Origin of the sequence: Catenuloplanes nepalensis, from assembly GCF_030811575.1 — a bacterium.
In the GTDB taxonomy this organism is placed as follows: Bacteria; Actinomycetota; Actinomycetes; order Mycobacteriales; family Micromonosporaceae; genus Catenuloplanes; species Catenuloplanes nepalensis.
Window position 1 is genome coordinate 6,237,321 of record NZ_JAUSRA010000001.1, and the last position, 22,375, is coordinate 6,259,695.

The window sequence follows — 22,375 nt, forward strand, 5'->3', positions numbered from 1 at the left end:
TCTTCGAGGTTAAGCGGGGTTGAGGTGGCCGCGGGATTTTCGGGTGGTGGCGGCGCGGGTGCGTAGGCGTTGGTTTTCGGGGTTGCGGAAGCCGTAGGCGTTGCGGGCGACGGTTTTGATGACGCGGTTGGTGCCCTCGGAGCCGGCGTTGGTGATGCCGGTGTGTAGGAACGCGAGGATCTGCGGCCACCAGGTCTCGATCGTGCGGGCGAGGCGGGTGAGTTCGGGCTGGCCGGAGTCGGCGCAGCGGGTGTAGAAGCGGTGCAGGTGCCGGGTGATGGTTTCGCGGTTCGGGTGGGTGCGGGCCAGGGCGAGGAGGTCGAGGAGGTCTTCCTTGGCGTTCCATGCGGCCAGGATCGGTGTGCTGATCTTGGCTGGCAGGGTGGTGAGGTCGTCGCAGAGTTTGTCGACGCGTTCGGCGCGGAGCCGGCGTGCGGAGCGGGTCAGGCGGTTGCGTAGGTCCCATTCGAGGTCTCCGGCCCGGCCCCGGCGGCCGCGGTGCTGGACGGTGATCCGGCGGCGGACGTCGTTGAGGGCCTGGTGGGCGAGTTGCACGACGTGGAAGTGATCGACGACCAGGATCGCGTGTGGTAGCGCGGTGGTGATCGCGGATTTGAAGATCGTGCACATGTCGATCGCCACGTATCGGACCTGGTCACGCCAATCCTGGCTGCGGGCGGTAAGCCAGTCGATCACGGTCTGGGCGGTCCGGCCCTCGACCTGGCCGAGGAGCCCTTGGCCGCCGGTCAGGTCACACATGCCGACGTGCCACCGGTCCACGCTCGTCTGCCACGCCTGGGTGACCGGGTCGAACTCCCATTTCGGCCGGCCCCGGCGGGTCTCGTCGATCCCCAGCACCTCGACCGGATCGGGCTCGGCGGGCAGCACCGCTGCGGCGTGAGCGGTGAACGCCGCCGCGACGACCGGCCACGACAGTCCGTGATCACGGGCCGATTGCACGACCGTCCGCCCGCCGTCAGCGACTGCGGCCCCGGCCGCGGCGCGGAGCCTGCCGGTCAGTCTCGCCCGGGCCGGGACCTGCCCGACCTGCTCGGTGAACGACACACGCGGACAACTATCGGTCGGGCAGTGCCAGCGGCGTTTACGCCACCGCAACCGCACCGTCCGGCCGGCGACCGGCAGATCCCGCGGCCGGGTCGTGACCCACGCCTTCACCCGCACCGCCTCCTGACCGCAGTCCGGGCAGCAACGCGCCTGCTCACACCCAGTGGACAAGACCACCACCGGCACACCAGCGGCATCCAGCTCGACCCGATCGACGACCAGGCCGTCAAGGCCCAGCAGCCGGGTCGTATCGTTGACCATGCTCGCAGCTCTTCACTTGTGACTATCCGATCTAGACACTCAGATGATCACCGACGAGCTGCGAGCCCGCTACGTCCGGGTCGCCGTCAACACCGCACCCCGCTCAACTTCGAAGAGCCGCAATGACGTCCTCGTCTTTCGACTCGATGAGCCGAACGTTCACGAAGACGTCATCGTCTAGCGTTTCCCGTTCATCGAACAGCACGTGGCAGGTCTGGCATCCATTGACGATCTGGAAGTCACGCAACTCGAACGTCTTCCCCACGGTGGTCACACTGCGCGCCACGATAGTGATGCCGTTGTTCAGTACGGCGAATCGGAGCCGTTCCTCCGGGTTCCGTAGCGTGTTACGGATGTCCTGATTAACGACGTTATAGTCCTGGAAGCCTCGGACGTTCTCATCGAACAGTTCCCGCATCCCGCCGGCCCTGTCAGTGAGCACGTTCTTCACTAGGTCGCGGGCGTTCAGCAGGGCAAGAAAGGACTGCCTGATGCCGGGTGCGCCGGGCATGGCAATCCGGTCCTCAAGCACGACTGAGGCCGAGACCTTGTCCTTGGACCGCTTGTAGAGGTCTTTCAACTCGCGTGCCCCGAGTGCTTCCACCTGGACTTCGGAAAAGTACCCGGTCTCCTCCAGTTGGCTTGCGGCTGTCCCGCGCTTGGCTTCGAGTAGATCGTCACCACGCCTCCCCGTCGTGGCGTACCAGACACTGAGCGACGGGGACCGATTCCTCATTCTGCCAAGATCCTCGTATATCGCCTCGATCGCCGTACGGAACTCCCGGACCGCGTCGGAACATCGATAGGTCATGGGCTGCGCGGTGAAGATGTGAACCAGGCTGTCGGCCAGGTCGGTGAAAACCTTCGCTTCAAAGTGAGGACTGGTCTTGGCCTGAACGACAATGAAATGCACACGGATATCCTGCTCCACCTGAACCTTCGCTTTTACGTCGGCAGCGTCGACGAGTTCGCCGTTTATCATGATGGCCAGGACATCGATGCCGAGATCATCACCTTGACCCATACGCAGGCGATCCGCATCGAACTGACTCTCATGAAACTGACTGACCACGCAATGCCCGGCGAACGTCTCAAACAATTCACTCTTCGGAAGGTTCTGCAATCCGCGATCGGCTTCGAACGCACTGATCATTCTTTGGAGGAGAAAATCCACGCCGGACCTCCGATCGCCGCGACGGCCTACTGTCGGAAGATATACGAATTGAAAGTCCGAGTCCATCGCCGATACACAGCAACGAATAGAACGTATGTACTTTACCGCAGCTCGGGAACGTATCTCATCGGGCTGGGCAGTGGTCGACTTTGTGATTGCCGAAGTTGAACGGTCTTGGTATGAACGTCAGACCCGCTTGAGATCCTGGGCGCCTATGACCAGGCTGCGACGTCAAGGAGACGCCTGGATGTGGAAGATCTGGCGACGCGAGGTGGTGTGGGAAGCAGCGACCTCGGGCTTTCCCCTGCCACCCGCCCAACGTGGGAGGAGCGCCAGCGACGACCGGTGCCCGCGGGAGCACTGAGAAACGTGACCACGCCGGAAGCGGGAAGATCCAGATCTTGATCTGGATCTACGCCGTTGCGGTCTTCGGGGCCTTGCCTCGGGCGGAGAGCCAGCCGTAGATGTCGGCGGCGTTGACCGGGCGGGAGAAGAGGTAGCCCTGGCCGTAGGGGCAGCCCATGCTGGCCAGCATCTCGCGGTGCACGGGCTCCTCGATGCCCTCGGCGATCACCCGCAGGTCCAGCGTGTCCGCCAGCTGGACGATCGCGGAGACCAGGGCGCGCTGTTTGCGGCTGTGGACCATGTCGTCGATGAACGACTTGTCGATTTTGAGGACGTCGATCGGCATGTGGCGCAGGTAGCTCAGCGACGAGTATCCGGTGCCGAAGTCGTCGATCGCGATCCGCACACCGGTCTGGCGCAGCGCGGCGAGGTCCGCCCAGACCTGCTCGTCGTCGCGCAGTAGCAGACTCTCGGTGATCTCCAGGAGCAGAGCCCGCGGGGGTACGCCGGAGTCGGCCAGGATCTGCCGGACCGAGTCCATGAAGCCGGGGTGGCGGAACTGGCGCGCGGACACGTTCACGCTCACGTAGCGGGGGCGGTCCGACGGCACCAGCCGGTTCCAGCGTTCCGCCGAGCGCAGCGCCTCCTCCAGCACCCAGTTTCCGATCGGCACGATCAGGCCGGTCTCCTCGGCGAGGTTGATGAACTGGTCGGGCGGGATCACGCCGCGGGTCGGATGCTTCCAGCGGACCAGCGCCTCGAACCCGGCCGCCTCGTCGGTGAGCAGGTCCACGATCGGCTGGTACTGGAGCACGAAGTGGCCGCCGCTGACCGCCTGCTCCAGCGCGGCCCGCAGCTCCAGCCGGGCGACCAGCGCGGAGTGCACCTCGGCCTGGTACCGCCGCCACTGCCCGCGCCCGGCCGCCTTCGCCACGTTCAGCGCCAGATCGGCCTGGCGGAGCAGCTCGTCCGCGTCCCGGGCCTCCGCGGTGGTGGAGACACCGACGCTCGCGACGCCGCCGATCTGCTCACCCTCGATGGTGAACGGCGAGGTCAACGCGGTGGTCACCCGCCCGGCGATCTCCTCCAGCTCGGAGAGGTGGCTGACGTCCTCGATCAGCGCGGCGAACTCGTCCGCGCCCAGCCGGGCGACCGTGTCGCCGGGGCGCAGCACCTCGGTCAGCCGTTCCGCCACGCCGGCCAGCAGCCGGTCGCCGACCGTGTGCCCGAGCGCCTCGTTGATCAGGCGGAACCCGTTCAGGTCGATCAGGAGTACGCCGACCAGCGAGCCGTCCCGGCCCGCGCGCGCGGCCGCGTGCTGGGCCCGGTCGGTGAACAGCACCCGGTTGGCCAGGCCGGTCAGCGAGTCGTGCAGCGCCTGATGGGTCAGCTCGCGTTCCAGCGTGCGCCGTTCGGTGACGTCCCGGAGCGTCAGGACCAGGCCGTTGACCGTGGGCTCGTCCCGCATGTCCCGGCAGTTGACCTCGATCTGCAGGCGGGCGCCGTCCCGGCGGACCGCGGTGAAGTCCATGCCGTCGTGCCGGCCGACGCCCGCGCGGGCCTGCGCCAGCATGTGCCGGAACCGGGTGCGGTCGGCCAGGTCGATCACGGTCTCCAGGGCCGCGCCGACCAGGTCAGGCGCCTCCAGCACGGTGTGCGCGGACGGGCTGGCGTACCGGACCGTGTCGTCGGAGTCCACGATCATGATGACGTCGGAGGCGTGCAGGATGAGCGTCCGGAAGTACGCCTCGCTCTGTGCGCGGTGCACCTCCTCGGTCAGCGCGATCCGGGCCATCGCCAGCCCGGTCTGCGACGCCAGCACCTCCATCGACCCGGCCAGCAGCCGCAGCTGCTCCTCGGCCGCGCCGAGGTACAGCGTCTGGACCGGTTCCACGCCGAGCGGGCAGCACAGCATCCGGTCGAACCCGATCAGCTCGCGCCCGGCGGCCAGCCACGGCCGCCGGCCCGGCGGGGACACCTCCCGGTCCAGGTCGCCGACCTCGCCCGCCTCGTCGTGGTCGGCCACCGCCGGGGCGAACAGCACCGCGTGCGGCGCGTCCGCGGGCAGCAGCCGGACGACCGTGGACCGGACCACGTCGCCGACCGCGGCCACGGTGGTCGCGGAGACCAGCCGGGCGCCCGCCTCGCGCAGCGCGGACTCGCGGTCCAGCGTCGCCACGAATCGGGTGCGCGAACCGGTCGACCAGAGCACGCCGAGCATCGAGATCAGAAGCGTCACACAGGCGATCAACGGTACGTCCCGCAGGTTGCCGCGCATCGCCTCGGCCAGCAGCACCACCGGTCCGACCAGGCTCACGGCCAGCAGCATCGTGCCCTGGAACGCGTTGGCGCGGGACGCGTACCCGGGAAGGCGTGGCATCGGCTCGGTCAGCCAGCGCATCGACGGCTGCAGCGCGGCCAGGCCCGGGGCGCCGTAGAAGATCACCCAGCCGAGGTCCACCGGGCCGCCGACCCGCCAGTCGCCGGACAGCAGGCCGATCGAGTAGAGGCAGTCCGTGACCAGCAGCGACAGCACGCCCAGGACCAGCAGGTTCGCGGACACGGGGCGGCGCCCGCCGGTCGCCAGCAGCCGGGCCAGCGCGGCCACGCACACCAGGTCACCGACCGGCCCGGTGATCGCGGCGACCCGCTCGACGACCGTCACGCCGGAGTCGCGGATGAACGGCGCGACCAGGTAGACCCAGGCCAGCAGCGCCAGCGCGGCCGTCACCATCAGCGCCTCGAGCAGCGCGTTGCGGTCCCGCCCGACCGTGCGCGCGGCCATGAAGCGGAGCAGCGCGGCGGCCAGTAGCACCGGGACCACCACATAGACCGCATCGGCGTACGACGGGAACGGATCCGGGTCGTGCGCCACCTCGACGAGCCAGTTGTAATAGGTGTCACCTATGTTCAACGCCACCAGCGCGGCGGCCAGCAGGTACCACGGCAGGCGGCGGCGCGGGCGGTGCAGCCGGACGCCGGCCAGCACCGCGGCCGCGCCGGACAGGCCGATCAGCACCCACGTCAGCGCCTTCTGCTGCGGAAACGCGTAGAACAGCGCGGTGAGCACGGCGAGCCAGACGGTGAAGCCGACGCTCACCCGTCCTGCCGACATCCGCGACCCCCCACCGCTGCCTCTCCCGCCTATCGGACAATCGGCGCGCTTCCGACTCGGATGAGGGAAACGGCACCGGCCGCGCTGAGTAGCGTGATCCCGTGCTGTTTCGACTCTGGGAATCGCCGGCCGGGGAATCGCCGGCCGCGCGTCTCGTTCCCGACGGCGTCGCGCGTCTCGTTCCCGACGGCGTCGGGCGTCTCGTTCCCGACGGCGTCGGGCGTCTCGTTCCCGACGGCGTCGGGCGTCTCGTTCCCGACGGCGTCGGGCGTCTCGTTCCCGATGGCGTCGGCGGCGAGCACCTGCTGGTCACCCGGCACGCCGAGGTGCGCGCGGTGCTGGCCGACCCGGACACGTACCGTCCGGACAACGCGCTCGACGCGGTCACCCCGATGCCCGCGAGCGCGCTGCGCATCCTGGTCCGGCACGGCTTCCGGCTGCCCCCGACGCTCGCCAACAACGGCGGTGCCAGCCACCCCGCGATTCGCGCCGAGGTCGCGGAGCTGCTGCATCCGCACTCCGTGGCGGCGCAGCGTCCATGGCTGTCGTCCGTGGTGCGGCGCCGGGTTTCTGGCGTCTCATCCGATTTGGCGGCCGGCCGGTCCGTCGACCTTCATGCCGCGATCGCGGCCGACCTCCCGCTGCTGGTCCTGGCTCGCTTGGTCGACCTGCCCGAGGCCGAGACCGCCGCGGTCAAGACGTTCGCCCGCGCCGCGCTCGAGCTGTTCTGGGCCCCCCTGTCGGCCGACCGGCAGAACCACCTGGCCACCGTGGTGGGCGAGTTCCACACGACGCTGCGCGACTTCGCCGCCCACGGCGACGGTCTCGCCGCCCGCCTCCGCGCGGCCGGTCACGGGCCCGACGTCGTCGCCGGCGCGCTGTTCTTCCTACTCGTGGCCGGCCAGGAGACCACGTCCCAGTTCCTCACGCTGCTGATGCACCGGCTCGCCACCACCCCGATCCCGCCGGACGCCCGCACGGCCGACATCGTCGAGGAGTCCCTCCGCCTCGACACCCCGATCGTCACCTGGCGCCGGGTGGCCGCCCGCGACACCACGCTGGGTGACGTACGAATTCCGGCCGGGACCAGCCTGCTGCTCTGGCTGACCGCGGCCGGCCGCGATCCCGCCGTGGTCGCCGCCCCGGACGACTTCCGCCCCGGCCAGCCCGGCAGCCGCCGCCACCTGGCCTTCGGCGCCGGCGCCCACCGCTGCGTGGGGGCCAGCCTGGCCCGCATGGAGGCGGAGGTGGTCACGGAGGAAACGCGCTCACTGTTGCGTTCGGTAACGGTCCTGCGGGCCCCCTGGTCCCCGGACAACCTGACGTTCCGCATGCCGGACGCCTTCGTCATAGGACCGCAGAACGGGGTGCCGGAAGCCGAAGCCGTGCGCCCGCAGATCGGCCATAGACACCGCCGTCACGCCGGGCTATGACAACCTGCCGCTGCGTGAAACGATGAGCAGCCCGAACAGGACGCCGCGGAAGAGCGATCGCGTCCTGGCATGCCGGTCGTCCGAAGCACGTGGAGGCGCGCCGTGGCGGATCTTGACGGACTGTGGTCAGCGCTCGCCGACGAGCTGACGGACGTCATGGGCCGGTACCGGCAGCGCATCGCGACACTGCCGGTGACCATCAAGCCCGACAGGACGATCCTCACCGCGGCTGACGTCGAGGTCGAAGAGTTGATCACTGCCAGGATCCGCGAGTTCGATCCGGATGCGGTCATCATCGGCGAGGAGGACGGGCGTACAGACGAGCGGGCCGAGGTCACGGACCCGAGCAAGCTGCTGTACGTCATCGATCCGATCGACGGCACAGCGGAATTCGTCCGTCCGGGTCATCGCGAGTTCGCCTCAGTCGTCTGCGTTCTGCGGGATCGCCGGCCGGTCGCAGCCTTCGTCCTCGCGCCGGAGCTCGGCACCGGCGGAACACCCTTGTTGATCACCTGCGACCAGCCGGCCGGCAGCGTGAAGGTCAACGGTGCCCGGCTCGGCGATCATGCGGCACCGGCCGGCGAGCGATGGGCATCGGTGACGCGCAGCAGCGGCACCGAGCCTCGCGCCTTCGAAGCCCAGCTTCAGGGCGCGGGGTTCCGTCTCAAGACGCGCACCACATCGCAGACGCTGGACATGGTCCGGGCATCAATTGACGTGAGTCAATACTCTGATGCACGCCCTGCCCACTTCACACTCTTCTACCGATCCAACCAGAAGATCTGGGACGGCCTCGCCGGACTCTGCCTCGGTGAAACCGTCGGCCTGCGCACCGCCGCCCGTACCGGCGCCGCTCGCGTACCGGTGGACGTCGCTACGTTGCGGGCCGCCGAGCCCACGTTTGACTCCACCATCCTCGGTTCACCGGAGGCAGTCGAGTGGTTCTTGAAGACCCTGTAAGCGGGCTGCAGCGGGACTCGAGCGTCCTGATCGACGTCACGTCGATCATCGGCGCCGAGAACTTCATCCTGTCGCAGAACCAGGGCACCGCGCCGGAGGATCCATTCGCCCGGCAGTGCTTCGTGGAACTGATCCAGTCGCTGATCTTCATGTCGGCCGTCTTCGTGGCTCATCCCATGCTGCCGGACCCCCGACCCGAGGACTACGGCGAGCAACCTCGGCTTCTGCGAGCACTGATGCACACCGGCCTCGTGCGTCCGCTCCGCCTGAGTGATCGGGAATGGGCCGCCGCTTCGGCGGCCGAGGCCAGCGCCTTGCGGGATCTCAAGAGCCCACAAGGCACACGCAGCGTCATGCAGTTCGTCGAGCAAGCGCTGATCTGTGACCGTGCTCAATCCGCCCGGCGCAACAGCCTGTCCCGTCGCATCGGCGAATGGTCCGACTTCCAAGCTCGAAAGATCCGGATACCCGGCAACCACGCCGATCGGATCGCCACGTCCGACGGCATCGAGGATGACGACTACGGCCACTGGGCGCGCGCCGCGGCCTTGGCCTTGGAAGGATCGCTCGAACAGGTTGCCGCCGCCACTGAGCAGAAGTACGTCATGGCCAATCTGGCTCGCGGCCTCAAGTACAAGGTCCGGGCGGAGGCAGCCGGCACGTGTTACCAAGCACATCCGATGCGCAGGGACTTCTCCCTCACCTTCCAGCTCAACCAGGACGACGCCGACAACGAATCCGTACTCGACCTGATCAAGGCAGTCAGGGGAATCCATCGGTCGCTGTCAGAAGCCGCGGGAACGCCGTTGTCCCATCGGATGCGACTTCTCGAACTCGAGTTGCCGCTCCTCGGTGGCCGGCTCTGGGACTCGTCGGAGACCCTGCGGGAATCGGACCAGACATGGCTTGAGATGGTCGTGGATCGCATCCGCGACTACCGTGACAGCGCTGCAGAGCTTCGCGAGACCGTTATGCGGTGCGTCACCGATGAGGACCTCTTACGCGTCGTGAGAGACATCGACGAGGTCAAGGAACACCTTCTCGACCGCCTCGGGTTGCGGCGGGTCGAGACCTCCGCAGTCGAGCGCGAACTCGTCGATGACGTCGCCTCCGTGGTCCAGATGGCTACCGGGGTGCCCAAGGTGTCGGGACTCTGGTTCGGCACGAGGACCCTCGGCAAGCAGGTCGCCCAGTTCCGTTTCAGCGGCCAGCCCTACCAGCAGTTCCTCTATCGAGAGTTCATGTGGGCGTGGAAGGCCTCCGGACGCTGACCCACCCCTATCCCTTCGTCGCCGCCGAACAAGATCGTCGGCCCGCGCGGACGCGATGATTGCGAGCTGCGGACGGTCCACGTCATCGCAGGCGTCCTCGGAATCGGCCTCGGTGAGCTGATCGCATCCGGCGACCACGACGCCGCTGACGAGGATCGTCCCCGGCTGCGGGTGTGTCTCCCCTGAGAGGACCGCCCATCACCGCCGGCAGTCGACCCCGACCGGCTCTTGATGAAGGGATGCGCGCCGGTCAGAGATCTTCTGCCCAGGTGCGCCAGTCGTCGAGGACGCCGTAGAGGGTGGGGGTGAGCCAGCCGGAGGCGGAGCGGCGGAAGACGCCGGGGTCGATGGCGCCGGCGGCGTCGGGGATGGCGCCGGCGAGCTGGGGGATCAGGTCGGTGAGGTTGGTCCAATGGACCAGCTCGGGGGCGGCGGGCCAGGCGCCGATGACGATTCTGGCGGGTACGCCGCGGCGGTCCAGGGCCTCGAGCGTGAGCGCGGTGTGGTTGAGCGTGCCGAGGCCGGCGCGGGCGACGACGACGGCCTTGGCGTCGAGGGTGACGGCGAGGTCGGCGACGGTCCACGGCTCGCCGGAGGGGCGCAGGCCCATCGGGACCAGCAGGCCGCCGGCGCCCTCGATCAGCACCAGGTCGTGCCGGCCGGCCTCGGCGCGGATCTCGTCGACGACCGTGTAGAGCTCGATCGGCTCCAGGCCGGCCACCCGGGCGGCGGCGAGCGGGGCCAGCGGGTCGGGGAACGACGCGAGCGTGCGGACCGTGTCGGGGCCGGCGAGCCGCGCGATCACCTCGGCGTCGGTGGGCTCGCCGGTCGCGGTGCCGGTCTGACCCGGCTTGATCACCGCGACCCGCAGGCCGGCGTGCCGGGCGGCGGCGGCGATCGCGGCGGTCGCGATGGTCTTCCCGACGCCGGTGTCGGTCCCGGTCACCAGGACGATCCCGCGCCACTCCCCCGCCTCGGCCGGCAGCGAGACCGGTGCACCGGCGCCCTCGACCGGCTCGAATCCGTCTCCGAGCGACCCGTCCGGCTCGTCGTCCGAGCCGGCCGCGCCCGGTACCCCGGTGCCCGCGCCGGATCTCTCCGGCTCCCCGCCGACACCGATATTCGCCTGTTCCCCGGTAACCGCGGCGCCGGCATCGAGGTTCCGCCGGACCCCGTCGACCGGACCGGCGTCGTGCTCTCCCCGCACACCGGCGACTGCGCCGGCGTCGGGCTCCGTCTGCCGGCCGGCGGACGCGTCGGCGCCGGGATCTCGCTGCTCGCCGGCCGCTTCGCGGTCGGGGTCGGCGGACGCGATGGTTGTCGCATCAGCGGCGGACGCGTCCGGAAGAACCGGCGCGTCCGAAAGAACCGGCGCGTCCGAAAGAACCGGCGCGTCCGAAAGAACCGGCGCGTCCGAAAGAACCGGCGCGTCCGGAAGAACCGGCGCGGCGGGAGTGGCGGTCATGAGGTGACTGCCGGGTGCGGGGCGGTTTTGACGATCACGTCCAGGGCTCGCTCGAAATCAGGTCGGGGAACGCCCACGTTGATGGTCAGCCGCAGCCGGGACCGCGGGTCCGGTGTGGTGGGTGGGCGGAAACAGCCTACGGCCACCCCGGCGTCGAGGCAGGCGGCGGCCCAGGCCACGGCCTCGGTAGGCCCCGGGGCGGTGACCGAGACGACACCGGCCGCCGGCGGGGCCGCGGAGAGACCGGCCGCGGTCAGCCGGGCGTGGGCCAACGCGGCGCGGGACGCGAGCTCCGCGCGGGCCCCGTCGTCGGACCGGGCCAGGTCGAGCGCCGCCAGCGCCGCCGCCGCAGTGGCCGGCGGGAGCGCGGTGTCGTAGATGAACGTGCGCCCGGTGTCGACCAGGTGCCGGATCAGCGCGGCAGGCCCGGCGATCACGCCTCCGGCGGCACCGAGCGCTTTGGAGAGTGTGGCGGTCACCACGACGTCGGGTGCACCCGACAACCGCGCGGAAGCGACACCACCGGCACCGGACGGCCCGAGCACGCCGAGCGCGTGCGCGTCGTCGACCAGCAACAGCGCCTCGTGCGACGACACCAGCTCGTGCAGCGCGGCCAGCGGCGCCAGGTCACCGTCGACGGAGAAGACCGACTCCGTGATCACCACGGCGGGCGGGGTGGCGAGCGCCGACCGTACCCCCGAAAGATCGTTGTGGGGTGTGACGACCGGCGTGTGGCCGGTCAGCCGGACGCCGTCGACCAGCGACGCATGGTTGTGCGCGTCCGTGATCAGCGTCGTGGACGGCTGGGTCAGCGCGCGGACCGCGCCCAGATTCGCGAGGTAACCGGACGAGTAGACCAGCGCGGACTCGGCACCGAGCCAGTCGGCGAGCGCGGTCTCCAGCGCCGCGTGCAGCTCCGTCGAGCCTCTGACCAGGCGGGATCCGGTCGCGCCGGCGCCATAACGACGGAGGGCCGCCGTGGCGGCCTCGATCACCCGCGGGTGCCGGGAGAGGCCGAGGTAGTCGTTGCCGGCGAGGTCGGTGACCTCGCCGGACGCGCCGCGCGGGCGCAGCCGCCGGGTCAGCCCGGCCCGCGCGCGCAGGCCCGCCTTGCGGTCCAGGGCGTCCAGCCAGCGTGTCACCGCGCACCCCCTGCGTCTTGTGAGTGGTCTCCAAACCGCCTTGTAGGGTACGGACCATGGCTGACATCCTCGATCGTGCCCGGACCCGGGTGCTGGAGAACGGCATCGGGCTCGGCGAGAGCGACATCCTCGAGGTGCTGACCCTGCCGGACGAGGACCTCCCCGCCGCGCTGCAACTCGCCCACGAGGTGCGCATGCGCTGGTGCGGGCCGGAGGTCGAGGTCGAGGGCATCGTCTCGCTGAAGACCGGCGGCTGCCCGGAGGACTGTCACTTCTGCTCGCAGTCCGGCCTGTTCACCTCGCCGGTGCGCGCGGTCTGGCTGGACATCCCGCAGCTGGTCGAGGCCGCGCGGCAGACCGCGGCGACCGGCGCGACCGAGTTCTGCATCGTGGCCGCGGTGCGCGGGCCGGACGCGCGGCTGATGAAGCAGATGCGCGAGGGCGTCGCCGCGATCCGGGAGGCGGTCGACATCCAGGTGGCCGCGTCGCTCGGCATGCTCACCCAGGAGCAGGTCGACGAGCTCGTCGAGATGGGTGTGCACCGCTACAACCACAACCTGGAGACCTGCCGGTCGTACTTTCCGAACGTGGTGTCCACGCATTCCTGGGAGGAGCGCTGGGAGACGCTGCGGATGGTGCGCGAGTCCGGCATGGAGGTCTGCTGCGGCGGCATCATCGGCCTGGGCGAGAGCGTGGAGCAGCGGGCCGAGTTCGCGGCGCAGCTCGCCTCGCTGGGCCCGCACGAGGTGCCGCTGAACTTCCTGAACCCGCGCCCGGGCACGCCGCTGGCCGATCAGCCGGTGCTGGCACCGCGCGACGCGCTGCGGGCGATCGCGGCGTTCCGGCTGGCCATGCCGAAGACCATCCTGCGGTACGCCGGGGGTCGCGAGATCACGCTCGGCGACCTCGGCACGCGCGACGGCCTGCTCGGCGGCATCAACGCGGTGATCGTCGGCAACTACCTGACCACGCTGGGCCGCCCGGCCACCGCGGACCTGGAGCTGCTGGACGAGTTGAGCATGCCGGTCAAGGCGCTGTCCGCGACCCTGTAAAGCGCTTGAGACCACGCCCGCCGAATCCGCGCCCGGACTCCACCCGTCCGCAGGGCGCGCATCCGCCGAAGACGCGTCCGTCCCCCCGCCCGAAACCGCAGTGAGGTGCCGTTCATGACCTGGTGCGACCGGTGCGGCGACGCGTTGGCGACCGGTGACCACACCGCGTGCGCGGCGGCCCGCGAGCTGGAACCGCCGCGGTTCTGCCCGGACTGCCGCCGGAGAATGAAGGTGCAGGTGCTGCCCTCCGGCTGGAGTGCGACCTGCGTGGAGCACGGAACGCGCATGATGGCGGGGTGAACGTCAGCGACGTCTGCGGCCCGCCGTGCGCGGCCGTGCTGCACGGCGCGTCCGTCATGCTCCGCCCGACCGAGGCCGCGGACATCCCGGCGCTGGCCGCGATCCGCCGGCATCCGGACGTGCGGCGCTGGTGGGGCGGGGGCGACGACCTGGCCGCCGAGGTCACCGACGACCATCTGGACGCGGAGACGCCGACGTTCGCGATCGTGCTGGACGGCACGGTCGCCGGCATGATCCAGTGGCACGAGGAGACCGACCCGATGTACCGGCATGCCGGCATCGACATCTTCCTGGACCCGGCCGTGCGCGGGCGCGGGCTGGGCACGGACGCGGTCCGCACGCTGGCCCGGCACGTGATCGACGCGCACGGCCACCATCGTCTGGTGATCGACCCGGCCGCCGCGAACACGGCCGCGATCCGCAGTTACGCCAAGGCCGGGTTCCGCCCGGTCGGCGTGCTCCGCCGGTACGAGCGGTCCCCCGACGGCTCCTGGCACGACGGCCTGCTGATGGACCTCCTGGCGGAGGAGCTCAGCTGACGCCGCGGCCGGTCTTCTGCTGCAGCTCGTCGATCCGCTGCGACGCCTCCGCCTTGGTCAGGCCCTCGGGCGCCGGCTCGCCGGCCTCGTTCGCCAGCGTGTGGAGATAGGACTCCTGGGGGCCGGTCGCCGGCTCGTCACCGGTGGTCCAGTCGGCCGGATCCTTCTCCGCCGAGTTCTGCTGCTGGTCGGTCATGGCAGGCCCCTTCCGTGCGGTTCTCGAACGTCTGTACCCCTACCCGGCCACACGCTGGCCAAACCGGCGGAAATGCTCACCCGCAGCGACGGTGCCCGACGGATAGCGTGAGCCCTGCCACGCGCTTCGGCCAAACGACGGGCACGATTTCTTGCGCGGAAGCACTACACTCGCTCCTGTCCGTGGAGCCGCGCGCGACTACGCGTAGTGGAGGACACCGAGGGGACGGATGTGGGCGCATCCGTCCCCTCACCCACGGCGATCACCTTCGAGAGCATGAAGCAACGATCAACGGCGCGACAGCGCAGATCAAAGGCACAGGAGCGGATTTCCCGCTTCCGGCGTGGTGCAGCCCGCATGCTCCCGCGGGCACCGGTCGTCGCTGGCGCTCCTCCCTGCCGGATCCCGGGTGGTCGAGACAGGACCACGCGGCTGCCGCCGCTGACAGCCACCTCTCACGGGCGGCGCAGTGAGCAACCCGTGCTCGGGCGTCCCCCCATGTCGTCAGAACAGCATCGGGACGCCTCGAGCAACGGACGCAGCGAGGCCCGTTAGGAGGCCGGAGACGCGGCCCGGGTCGGGGTGATCGGCAGCGTGACCGTGACCAGGCCGGCGTCGCGTTCCAGCGCGGAGGCCGGGCCGAGGCGCTCCAATGTGGAGAGCATCGCCTCTTCCCGCGCCCGCACGTGCACCACCAGCGCGGCCAGCCCGGCGCGCGCGGCCATGGCGACCAGCCGCCGCACCAGCGTGGCGCCGATGCCACGCCCGCGCCAGGCGTCGTCGACCAGCAGGCCCACCTCGGCGATGTCGCCCTCCGGCACCAGGCCGGCGAGCCCGATCACCCGGTCGCCGGCGAGCGCGACCATGCCGTGCGGGATCAGCCGGTGCGCCCGGGTCGGGCCGGCGGTCAGCCGGCAGGCGCGCATACCGCGTACCCCCGGAAGGTCCTCGGTCTGGGCCGGGCGGATCGTGATCTCGTCGCCGTCCGGGAGCAGCAGCGTGACCGGCTCCTCGGCGGCGCGCAGCGCGGCGGCCGCGACCTCGACCAGCGCCTGGCCTCGCGCGTACTCCGCGGGCGTGAACGCCGGCTCGTGGCGGACGATCTCGTAGACTCCGCCGGCCGGGTCGGCCAGCCGCATCGCGGAGCGGGCCAGCCCGAACCGGGTCGGCGGCGTGGTGCGTGGCAGCTCGGCCCGCCAGGTGACCTCGGTGGCGCCGAGCATGCCACCGAGCGCGTCGCCCAGCGAGTCCGGGTCGCGGACCAGCCGGGCCGCGAGGCCGAGCGCGCTGGTCGGCGCGTCCGCCAGTGCCTGCGGCTCGGCCGGCGCCACCCACGGGTCCCGGCCGCGGCCCTTCTCGACCGCGGCGAGCAGGTCCCGCTCGGACATGGTGTCGGGCGCGTCGACCAGGAAGTCGTCCACGGCACCGCCCTCGGTGGTGTGCACCTGGACGGCCAGGATGTTCACCGACTTCAGCGCCAGGCTCGCGGTGAGCACGGACAGGTAGCCCGGACGGTCGTCCACCGTCGCCCTGATTCGCCACAGCCCCACGACGCCTCAGCTCCCTCCCGCCGAACCTTCAGCGTCGCACGCTGCTGTTACTGACCTATTGCTCAGCGCGAACTTCGCCGCGTGCCCCTCGTCACGTCCCGCCCCCCACGTGATCGAGGCGGCCTCGATCTTGGGACGGGGTCAGCGACCGCGGGTGTAGACGGTGAGGCCGAGCGCGCCCGCGTCCAGCCTGCCGTCGGCCGCGATGGTGAAGCGCCACCGGTCGTAGCGGGTCTGGCCGAGCACGACCACGACCCAGGTGGCGTGCGGGCCGGTGAGCAGCGCCTGCACCCGCTCCAGGTCCTTCGCGCCGGGCGCGGAGCCGAGGATCAGCACGCCGGGGCCCTCGCCGGACGGGTTGCCGCGCAGCGCGAACGCGTCGGCGGATCGGTCGCCCTCGGCCGCGGTGATCGCGTCCCGGACCGATCCGAGCGACATCAGCCGCTCGCCGCCGTCCAGGTGCGGGCGGATGTCGCCGGCCACCACGCGGACCGTACCGGACCACGGGCTGCCGGTCAGCTCCTCGGCCCACGCCCCGATCAGCGCGCGCGAGGCCGCGGCGTCGCCGCTGATGCTGATCACGCCGGTGGCCTGGCCGAGGTCGATCAGCTCGCGGGTGCCGCCGGCGGTGCCGAGCGTGACCAGGCGCGGCGTCGGGCTGCCCACGTTGACCGCGGGCAGCGCCTGCAGGTCACGCAGCTGGGCACGCCAGACCCGGCCGTTCTCGGCCGGCTCCCACGGCTCGACCGTGTCGGCGTCCGGCGAGGCCAGGCGCAGCGACATGTACTGCTCGTCCAGCGAGACGCCGTAGATCGGCGGGACCGGGCGGCCGGCCGCTGCGGCGCCGGCGACCAGCACGCTGAGCGCGCGGTCGATGGTCCAGGACGCGGCGGTGTCGAACGTGCGGGCGGGCGGCGCGACGTCCGGCCGGCCGTTCCCCGCCCGGCCGGCAGCCGTACCCGTGGCCGGCTTGCCTCCGGCGCCTCGCCTACGAAAGATCAGGAAGCCTGCGACCGCGCCGGCCACCAGCAGCACACCGAGCACGATCAGCAGCACCGGGAGGCCGCCGGTCTCCTCGGACGCCGGGTTCTGCGCCGCGGCCGTGGGTGCCGGGGCGGACGGGGCGGCGGCCGCGCCCTCCGGCATCGGTCCCGCGCCGATGCCCTCACCCCTGGCGTCGGCCGGCAGCGCCAGGATCCAGCCGGGCGCGACCCGCTCCGGCGTCTCCATCGCGGTGCCGTCCGGCTGGGTGCGGCCCTTGTTCAGCTCGAAGATCTCGGTGTAGCGCTCGCCGTCGCCGAGCAGCCGCTCCGCGATCGCATGCAGGAACTCCGGCTCGCCGTTGAAGCTGTCCTGCACCCGGTACCAGAGCCGGCCGGTCTGGACGCCGTCGCCCTTCGCGCCGGCCGGCAGGAACAGCACCCAGCCGGGCGCGAGCACCTCGGGCTTCTCCAGCGCCTTGCCGTCGGCCTGCACCCGGCCCTTGTTCAGCTCGAAGATCTCGGTGTAGCGCTCGCCGTCGCCGAGCAGCCGCTCCGCGATCGCGTGCAGGAACTCCGGCTCGCCGTCGAAGCTCGGCTGCACCTGGTACCACGTGAGCAGCTCACGGTCCTCTACGGACGGGGACGCGGTGGCCGCGACGACCGGGACGGCCGGCACCGGCGAACGCGGGGCCGCGAGCGCGGGCCCGCCCACCGTGACGGCGAGTAGCAGCGGCAGCACCACGGTGCTGACTCGCCGGACAGGGTGACGGGACATCGGTCCACTTCCTCGCGAAGATCACTGAAAACACGGACACCTTACGCGGTGCGATAACGTGTGCCCACCATCCACGCGTCCCGCTCAACATTGAATGACACCGTCGCGGGGCCGACGACCGTGCGAAAGATCCCCGCTCGGAGGCACAGTGCAGCTCATACTTACCGTCGTCGATAGTGTGAACAATGACGCATCACATGTGTCTCTCACCGTCGACGGTCAAGCCACCGTCGCCTCGGTCGGTCACGCTGCGCAACGACTGATGCGCGACGCCCACATGCGGGCGGACATCGCGCTCTACGCGGACGGCCGGCCGCTGCACCCGGCCGCCACGGTCGCGGAGTCCGGCCTCCGCGACGGCAGCGTGCTCGGCCTCGGCGCGCCGGCCGGTCCGCCGCCGGAGCAGACCGGTCTGCTGGAGATCAGGGTCGCGGGCGGACCGGCCGCGGGCATGTTCGTCCGCCTCGGCGCCGGCAGCGGCGACATCGGCCGCGACCCGGGCTGCTGGGTGCCGGTTCCGGACCCGGCACTGCCGCCCGCCGCGGTCACGGTCAGCGTGGACATCCAGGCCCGCTGCCGGATCGCGCCGGCCGGCGGCACCCCGGTGCGGCTGGACGGCGACGAGGTGACCGAGCCGGTCGCCTGGGAGCCGGGCCGGCTGCTGCACATCGGCGACAGCGTGCTGGAACTGGCCGAGTACACCCGGCCGGACGCCGCGTTGGCCCCGTCCGCGGACGGCACCGGACTGGACTACAACCGGCCGCCGCGGATCCGCGCGCCGCGCCGGCAGACCCGGTTCCGGCTGCCCACGCCGCCCAAAGAACCGCCGCGCAATCCGCTGCCGTGGCTGATCGCGCTGGTCCCGCTGATCGGCGCGCTCACGCTGATGCTGCTCACCGGCAACAAGACCATGCTGCTGCTGGCGTTCCTCAGCCCGATCTCGCTGGTCGCGAACCACTTCTGGACGCGCCGGCAGGGCAAGCGGACGTTCGGCGACCTGCGCCGCGAATACGTCGAGACGAAGGACCGGATCGAGCGCGACGCCCGCGAGGCGCTGGAGGTGGAGAAGGCGGACCGGCGCACGGCCGCGCCCGACCCGGGCCTGATCGCGGTCATCGCCACCGGGCCCCGGCGGCGGCTCTGGGAGCGGCGCCGCCGCGACACCGACCACCTGCTGATCCGGGCCGGCGCCGGCGACCAGCCCGCGGAGGTGGCGCTGGACGATCCGGAACAGGACGACCACCGGCGTACGGTGCACTGGTCCATTCCGGACGTACCGGTCACCATGCCGCTGCGCGAGCACGGCGTGATCGGCTTCGCCGGGCCGGGCGACACCGCCCGCGCGCTCGGCCGCTGGGCCGTGGTGCAGACCGCGGTGCTGCACAGCCCGGCCGACGTGCAGATCACCGTGCTCACCGATGCGGCCGGGAAGGACAGCTGGGACTGGGTGCGCTGGCTGCCGCACGCCCGCCCGAACGGCCCGTCCGCACCGGCCGTGCTGATCGGCCTGGACGCGGAGTCGGTCGGCCGCCGGGTGGCGAGCCTGCTGGAGCTGATCGAGGCGCGGCTGGGGGTGCGCAAGGAGACCGGCGAGGCCGGCTTCCGCGAGCCGGACATGCTGGTCGTGCTGGACGGATCGCGGCGGCTGCGCTCGCTGCCCGGCGTGATCCAGCTGCTGCGCGAGGGCCCGGCGGTCGGCGTCTACGCGATCTGCCTGGACGCGGACGAGCGGCTGCTCCCGGCCGAGTGCCAGGCCGTCGCCGTGGTCGAGGGTGCCACGCTGCGGATCTCGAGGACCGGCGCGGAGGAGCTGTTCGGCGTACGCCCGGACTTCGTCTCCCCGGCCTGGTGCGCCGCGGTCGCCCGGCCACTGGCCCCGATCCGCGACGTCAGCGACGACGAGGAGGACGCGGCACTACCCGGCTCCAGCCGGCTGCTCGACGTGCTCTCGCTGGACCCGCCGCTGCCGGAGGACATCGTGGCCCGCTGGGCGTTCCGCGGCGCGACCACGTCGGCCGTGGTCGGCGAGTCGTTCGACGGCGCGTTCGAGATCGACCTGCGCCGGGACGGCCCGCACGGCCTGATCGCCGGCACCACCGGCTCCGGCAAGTCCGAGCTGCTGCAGACCATCGTGGCGTCGCTCGCGGTGGCGAACCGGCCGGACGCGATGACGTTCGTGCTGGTCGACTACAAGGGCGGCAGCGCGTTCGGCGACTGCGTGCGGCTGCCGCACACGGTCGGCATGGTCACCGACCTGGACGAGCACCTGGTCCGGCGCGCGCTGGAGTCGCTGGCTGCGGAACTGCGCCGCCGCGAGCACATCCTGGCCGCCGCGGGCGCCAAGGACATCGAGGACTACACCCGGGTCGGCGGCGTACTCCCTCGGCTGCTCATCGTGATCGACGAGTTCGCGTCGATGGCCCGGGAGCTGCCCGACTTCGTCACCGGCCTGGTCAACGTGGCGCAGCGCGGCCGGTCGCTCGGCATCCACCTGCTGCTGGCCACGCAGCGGCCGAGCGGCGTGGTCTCGCCGGAGATCCGGGCGAACACGAACCTGCGGATCGCGCTGCGGGTCACGGACGCGGCCGAGAGCCAGGACGTGCTGAACGCGCCGGACGCGGCCCGGATCGCGAAGAGCACACCGGGTCGCGCGTACGTACGGCTCGGCCACGCCTCGCTGGTGCCGTTCCAGGCCGGGCGCGTCGGCGGGCGCCGCCCCGGCACGGCGGCGAACGCGGTCGCGCCGCCGGAGATGCGCGTGCTCGACTGGGCCGACCTGGCCCGGCCGGTCGAGACCACGCCGGCGGCGCGCAACGCCGCGGCGCAGGACGAGATCACCGACCTGCAGGTGCTGGTCGAGGCGCTGCGCGGCGCGGCGCAGATGGCCGGCGTGCCGGAGCAGCACAGCCCGTGGCTGGCGCCGCTGCCGGACTCGGTCCTGCTGGAGACGCTGACCGCGGAGCCGGGCGCGGTGCCGTACGGCGTCGAGGACCTGCCCAAGCAGCAGGAACAGCGCACCGCGGCGCTGCGGCTGGAGACGTTCGGGCACCTGATCGTGGCCGGTGCGCCGCGCACCGGCCGGTCGCAGCTGCTGCGCACGATGGCCGGCGCGCTGGCCCGCACGCACTCCGCCGCCGACGTGCACCTCTACGGCCTGGACTGCGGCAACGGCGCGCTGCTGCCGCTGGCGCACCTGCCGCACACCGGCGCGGTGGTGCAGCGCACCGAGGTGGAGCGCGCGGTCCGGCTGATCGGCCGGCTCGGCGAGGAGATCCGCCGTCGGCAGGCCGTGCTCGCCGCGAGCGGGTTCGCGGACGTCACCGAGCAGCGCCGGGCCACCGCCCCCGGCGACCGGCTGTCGCACATCGTGCTGCTGCTGGATCGCTGGGAGGGCTTCCTGACCTCGCTCGGCGAGCTGGACGCGGGCACGCTCGCCGACCAGATCTTCACGTTCCTGCGCGAGGGCGCCAGCGTCGGCGTGCACGTGGTGATCACCGGCGACCGGTCCGTGCTGAGCGGCCGGATCGCCACGCTCACCGAGGACAAGCTGGCGTTCCGGCTGGCCGACCGCGGCGACCTCGCCATGATCGGCCTGCATCCGCGCAACCTGCCGGAGGACACCGCGCCGGGCCGGGCGTTCCGCGCCGAGACCGGCATCGAGGTGCAGGTGGCACTGCTCACGGCGGACCCGAGCGGCGCGGCCCAGGCGGCGGCGCTGACCGAGATCGGCCGGCGCGCGGCGGAGCGGGACGCGGACGTCCCGCAGTCGCGGCGCGCGTTCCGGCTCGGCGAGGTGCCCAACCAGATCGGGTACGACCAGGCCGCACGACTCCCCCGGGCCGGCGTAGCAGCCGGCACCGGCGCGGGAGCCGGCGCCGGCTCGGGGACCGGAAACGGTGCGGGAGACGGGTGGGTGCTGGCCGGCGTCGGCGGCGAGGAGCTGGCCGCCTACGGCCCGGACCTCGCGTCCGGCGTGCCGTCGTTCGCGGTCGGCGGCCCGGCGAAGTCGGGGCGTAGCACGATGCTGGTCGCGATGGCCCGGTCCGCATTGGACTCCGGCCAGCAGGTGATCGCGCTGGCGCCACGCACGTCCCCGGTCCGCGCCCTGGCCGGCCGTCCCGGCGTGATAGCGGTCTTCACCGGCAGCGAGGTCACGTCCGAGGAGCTGACCGCGGCGCTGGCCCAGGTCACCGGCCGCGCGCTGCTGGTCGTCGACGACGCCTCCGCGCTACGCGACGCCGCCGCCTCCGCCGAGCTGCGCGACGTGATCCGCAACGGCGAGGCCCGCCGGCTCGCGCTGGTCTATGCGGGCGACCCGGAGGATCTCAGCGTCGGCTTCAGCGGGTGGCTGGTCGACGCTCGCCGCAGCCGCCGCGGCGCACTGCTCTCCCCGCAGAGCCGCACCGACGGCGACCTGGTCGGCCTTCGCCTCCAGCGCACCTCGGTCGGCCAGCCGGTCCGCCCCGGCCGCGCCCTCCTCCACCTCGGCGACGGCGAGCCCATCACGGTCCAGGTCCCCGAGTAGGCCTCAGATCCGTGATCGGGGCGTCTCGCCGCCGGCGCGGCAGCGCCCGATCGGGTTTGACCTCGCGGCCACGGATCCCGCAGGGAGGAGCGCCAGCGACGACCGGTGCCCGCGGGAGCATGCGGAACCCGGCCCGCCGGAAGCGGGCATGTCCGCTTTGAAAGCCTTGAGCGACGAAGTCGCATGAGAAAGGGGCGTCCCCGTGGCCGCCCCTTTCCCGTCGC

At 71.6% G+C, this 22,375-nt stretch carries 15 protein-coding genes; 7 read left to right on the forward strand and 8 right to left on the reverse strand.

Annotated elements, in window-relative coordinates:
* Positions 1–9: 9 nt before the first annotated feature.
* The 3 genes from J2S43_RS26740 to J2S43_RS26750 all read right to left on the reverse strand — a co-directional run bounded on the left by J2S43_RS26740 (position 10) and on the right by J2S43_RS26750 (position 5,960).
* Positions 10–1,326 (reverse strand): ISL3 family transposase, encoded by a 1,317-nt coding sequence (locus tag J2S43_RS26740; RefSeq protein WP_306826563.1) that lies wholly within the window; start codon positions 1,324–1,326, stop codon positions 10–12.
* A gap of 103 nt (positions 1,327–1,429) precedes the next feature.
* Entirely contained in the window at positions 1,430–2,479 is a 1,050-nt protein-coding gene (locus J2S43_RS26745; protein ID WP_306833781.1) for an AIPR family protein, read from the reverse strand.
* Positions 2,480–2,912: 433 nt separating this feature from the next.
* Positions 2,913–5,960: a putative bifunctional diguanylate cyclase/phosphodiesterase gene (locus J2S43_RS26750; protein WP_306833783.1), complete on the reverse strand. Its 3,048-nt coding sequence runs from the start codon at positions 5,958–5,960 to the stop codon at positions 2,913–2,915.
* A gap of 101 nt (positions 5,961–6,061) precedes the next feature.
* Between J2S43_RS26750 and J2S43_RS26755 the strand changes: the two genes are divergently transcribed.
* From J2S43_RS26755 to J2S43_RS26765, 3 genes are all read left to right on the forward strand, one after another.
* Positions 6,062–7,393, forward strand: a complete 1,332-nt coding sequence (locus J2S43_RS26755; RefSeq protein ID WP_306833785.1) for a cytochrome P450 — start codon at positions 6,062–6,064, stop codon at positions 7,391–7,393.
* A 102-nt stretch (positions 7,394–7,495) separates the two neighbouring features.
* On the forward strand, positions 7,496–8,353 hold the full coding sequence (locus J2S43_RS26760; protein ID WP_306833787.1) for an inositol monophosphatase family protein: 858 nt from the start codon (positions 7,496–7,498) through the stop codon (positions 8,351–8,353).
* Positions 8,332–9,624 (forward strand): hypothetical protein, encoded by a 1,293-nt coding sequence (locus tag J2S43_RS26765; RefSeq protein WP_306833788.1) that lies wholly within the window; start codon positions 8,332–8,334, stop codon positions 9,622–9,624. The genes J2S43_RS26760 and J2S43_RS26765 overlap by 22 nt, the downstream gene beginning before the upstream one ends.
* 250 nt (positions 9,625–9,874) lie before the next feature.
* Here J2S43_RS26765 and bioD read toward each other — a convergent pair whose 3' ends face one another.
* Positions 9,875–10,609, reverse strand: coding sequence for a dethiobiotin synthase (gene bioD / locus J2S43_RS26770; RefSeq protein WP_306839458.1), 735 nt, complete (start codon positions 10,607–10,609; stop codon positions 9,875–9,877).
* Positions 10,610–11,085: 476 nt separating this feature from the next.
* Positions 11,086–12,231: an 8-amino-7-oxononanoate synthase gene (locus tag J2S43_RS26775; RefSeq protein ID WP_306833790.1), complete on the reverse strand. Its 1,146-nt coding sequence runs from the start codon at positions 12,229–12,231 to the stop codon at positions 11,086–11,088.
* Positions 12,232–12,287: 56 nt separating this feature from the next.
* On the opposite strand from J2S43_RS26775, the gene bioB reads away from it, so the two are divergent.
* The 3 genes from bioB to J2S43_RS26790 all read left to right on the forward strand — a co-directional run bounded on the left by bioB (position 12,288) and on the right by J2S43_RS26790 (position 14,122).
* Positions 12,288–13,283 carry a biotin synthase BioB gene (bioB, locus tag J2S43_RS26780; RefSeq protein WP_306833792.1) on the forward strand — a complete coding sequence of 332 codons (996 nt, stop codon included), beginning with the start codon at positions 12,288–12,290 and terminating at the stop codon, positions 13,281–13,283.
* Positions 13,284–13,397: 114 nt separating this feature from the next.
* Entirely contained in the window at positions 13,398–13,583 is a 186-nt protein-coding gene (gene bsaP / locus J2S43_RS26785; RefSeq protein ID WP_306833795.1) for a biotin synthase auxiliary protein BsaP, read from the forward strand.
* Positions 13,584–13,639: 56 nt separating this feature from the next.
* Entirely contained in the window at positions 13,640–14,122 is a 483-nt protein-coding gene (locus J2S43_RS26790; RefSeq protein WP_370881785.1) for a GNAT family N-acetyltransferase, read from the forward strand.
* Here J2S43_RS26790 and J2S43_RS26795 read toward each other — a convergent pair.
* The 3 genes from J2S43_RS26795 to J2S43_RS26805 all read right to left on the reverse strand — a co-directional run bounded on the left by J2S43_RS26795 (position 14,115) and on the right by J2S43_RS26805 (position 17,626).
* On the reverse strand, positions 14,115–14,318 hold the full coding sequence (locus tag J2S43_RS26795) for a DUF3072 domain-containing protein (RefSeq protein WP_306833797.1): 204 nt from the start codon (positions 14,316–14,318) through the stop codon (positions 14,115–14,117). The genes J2S43_RS26790 and J2S43_RS26795 overlap by 8 nt on opposite strands.
* 551 nt (positions 14,319–14,869) lie before the next feature.
* Complete coding sequence (locus tag J2S43_RS26800; protein ID WP_306833800.1) at positions 14,870–15,868, reverse strand: GNAT family N-acetyltransferase; 999 nt, start codon at positions 15,866–15,868, stop codon at positions 14,870–14,872.
* A gap of 141 nt (positions 15,869–16,009) precedes the next feature.
* Positions 16,010–17,626, reverse strand: coding sequence for a LysM peptidoglycan-binding domain-containing protein (locus J2S43_RS26805; protein ID WP_306833802.1), 1,617 nt, complete (start codon positions 17,624–17,626; stop codon positions 16,010–16,012).
* A 262-nt stretch (positions 17,627–17,888) separates the two neighbouring features.
* Between J2S43_RS26805 and J2S43_RS26810 the strand changes: the two genes are divergently transcribed.
* Positions 17,889–22,151 (forward strand): type VII secretion EssC family protein, encoded by a 4,263-nt coding sequence (locus J2S43_RS26810; protein ID WP_306833803.1) that lies wholly within the window; start codon positions 17,889–17,891, stop codon positions 22,149–22,151.
* The last annotated feature ends 224 nt before the right edge of the window (positions 22,152–22,375 follow it).

Excerpts from the sequence above, each read along its gene's own strand:
- bioB (WP_306833792.1), top strand. The coding sequence starts at position 12,288 with ATGGCTGACATCCTCGATCGTGCCCGGACCCGGGTGCTGGAGAACGGC.
- J2S43_RS26795 (WP_306833797.1), bottom strand. The coding sequence starts at position 14,318 with ATGACCGACCAGCAGCAGAACTCGGCGGAGAAGGATCCGGCCGACTGG.
- bsaP (WP_306833795.1), top strand. The coding sequence starts at position 13,398 with ATGACCTGGTGCGACCGGTGCGGCGACGCGTTGGCGACCGGTGACCAC.
- J2S43_RS26745 (WP_306833781.1), bottom strand. The coding sequence starts at position 2,479 with ATGATCAGTGCGTTCGAAGCCGATCGCGGATTGCAGAACCTTCCGAAG.
- J2S43_RS26805 (WP_306833802.1), bottom strand. The coding sequence starts at position 17,626 with ATGTCCCGTCACCCTGTCCGGCGAGTCAGCACCGTGGTGCTGCCGCTG.
- J2S43_RS26790 (WP_370881785.1), top strand. The coding sequence starts at position 13,640 with ATGCTCCGCCCGACCGAGGCCGCGGACATCCCGGCGCTGGCCGCGATC.
- J2S43_RS26750 (WP_306833783.1), bottom strand. The coding sequence starts at position 5,960 with ATGTCGGCAGGACGGGTGAGCGTCGGCTTCACCGTCTGGCTCGCCGTG.
- J2S43_RS26810 (WP_306833803.1), top strand. The coding sequence starts at position 17,889 with ATGCGCGACGCCCACATGCGGGCGGACATCGCGCTCTACGCGGACGGC.
- J2S43_RS26740 (WP_306826563.1), bottom strand. The coding sequence starts at position 1,326 with ATGGTCAACGATACGACCCGGCTGCTGGGCCTTGACGGCCTGGTCGTC.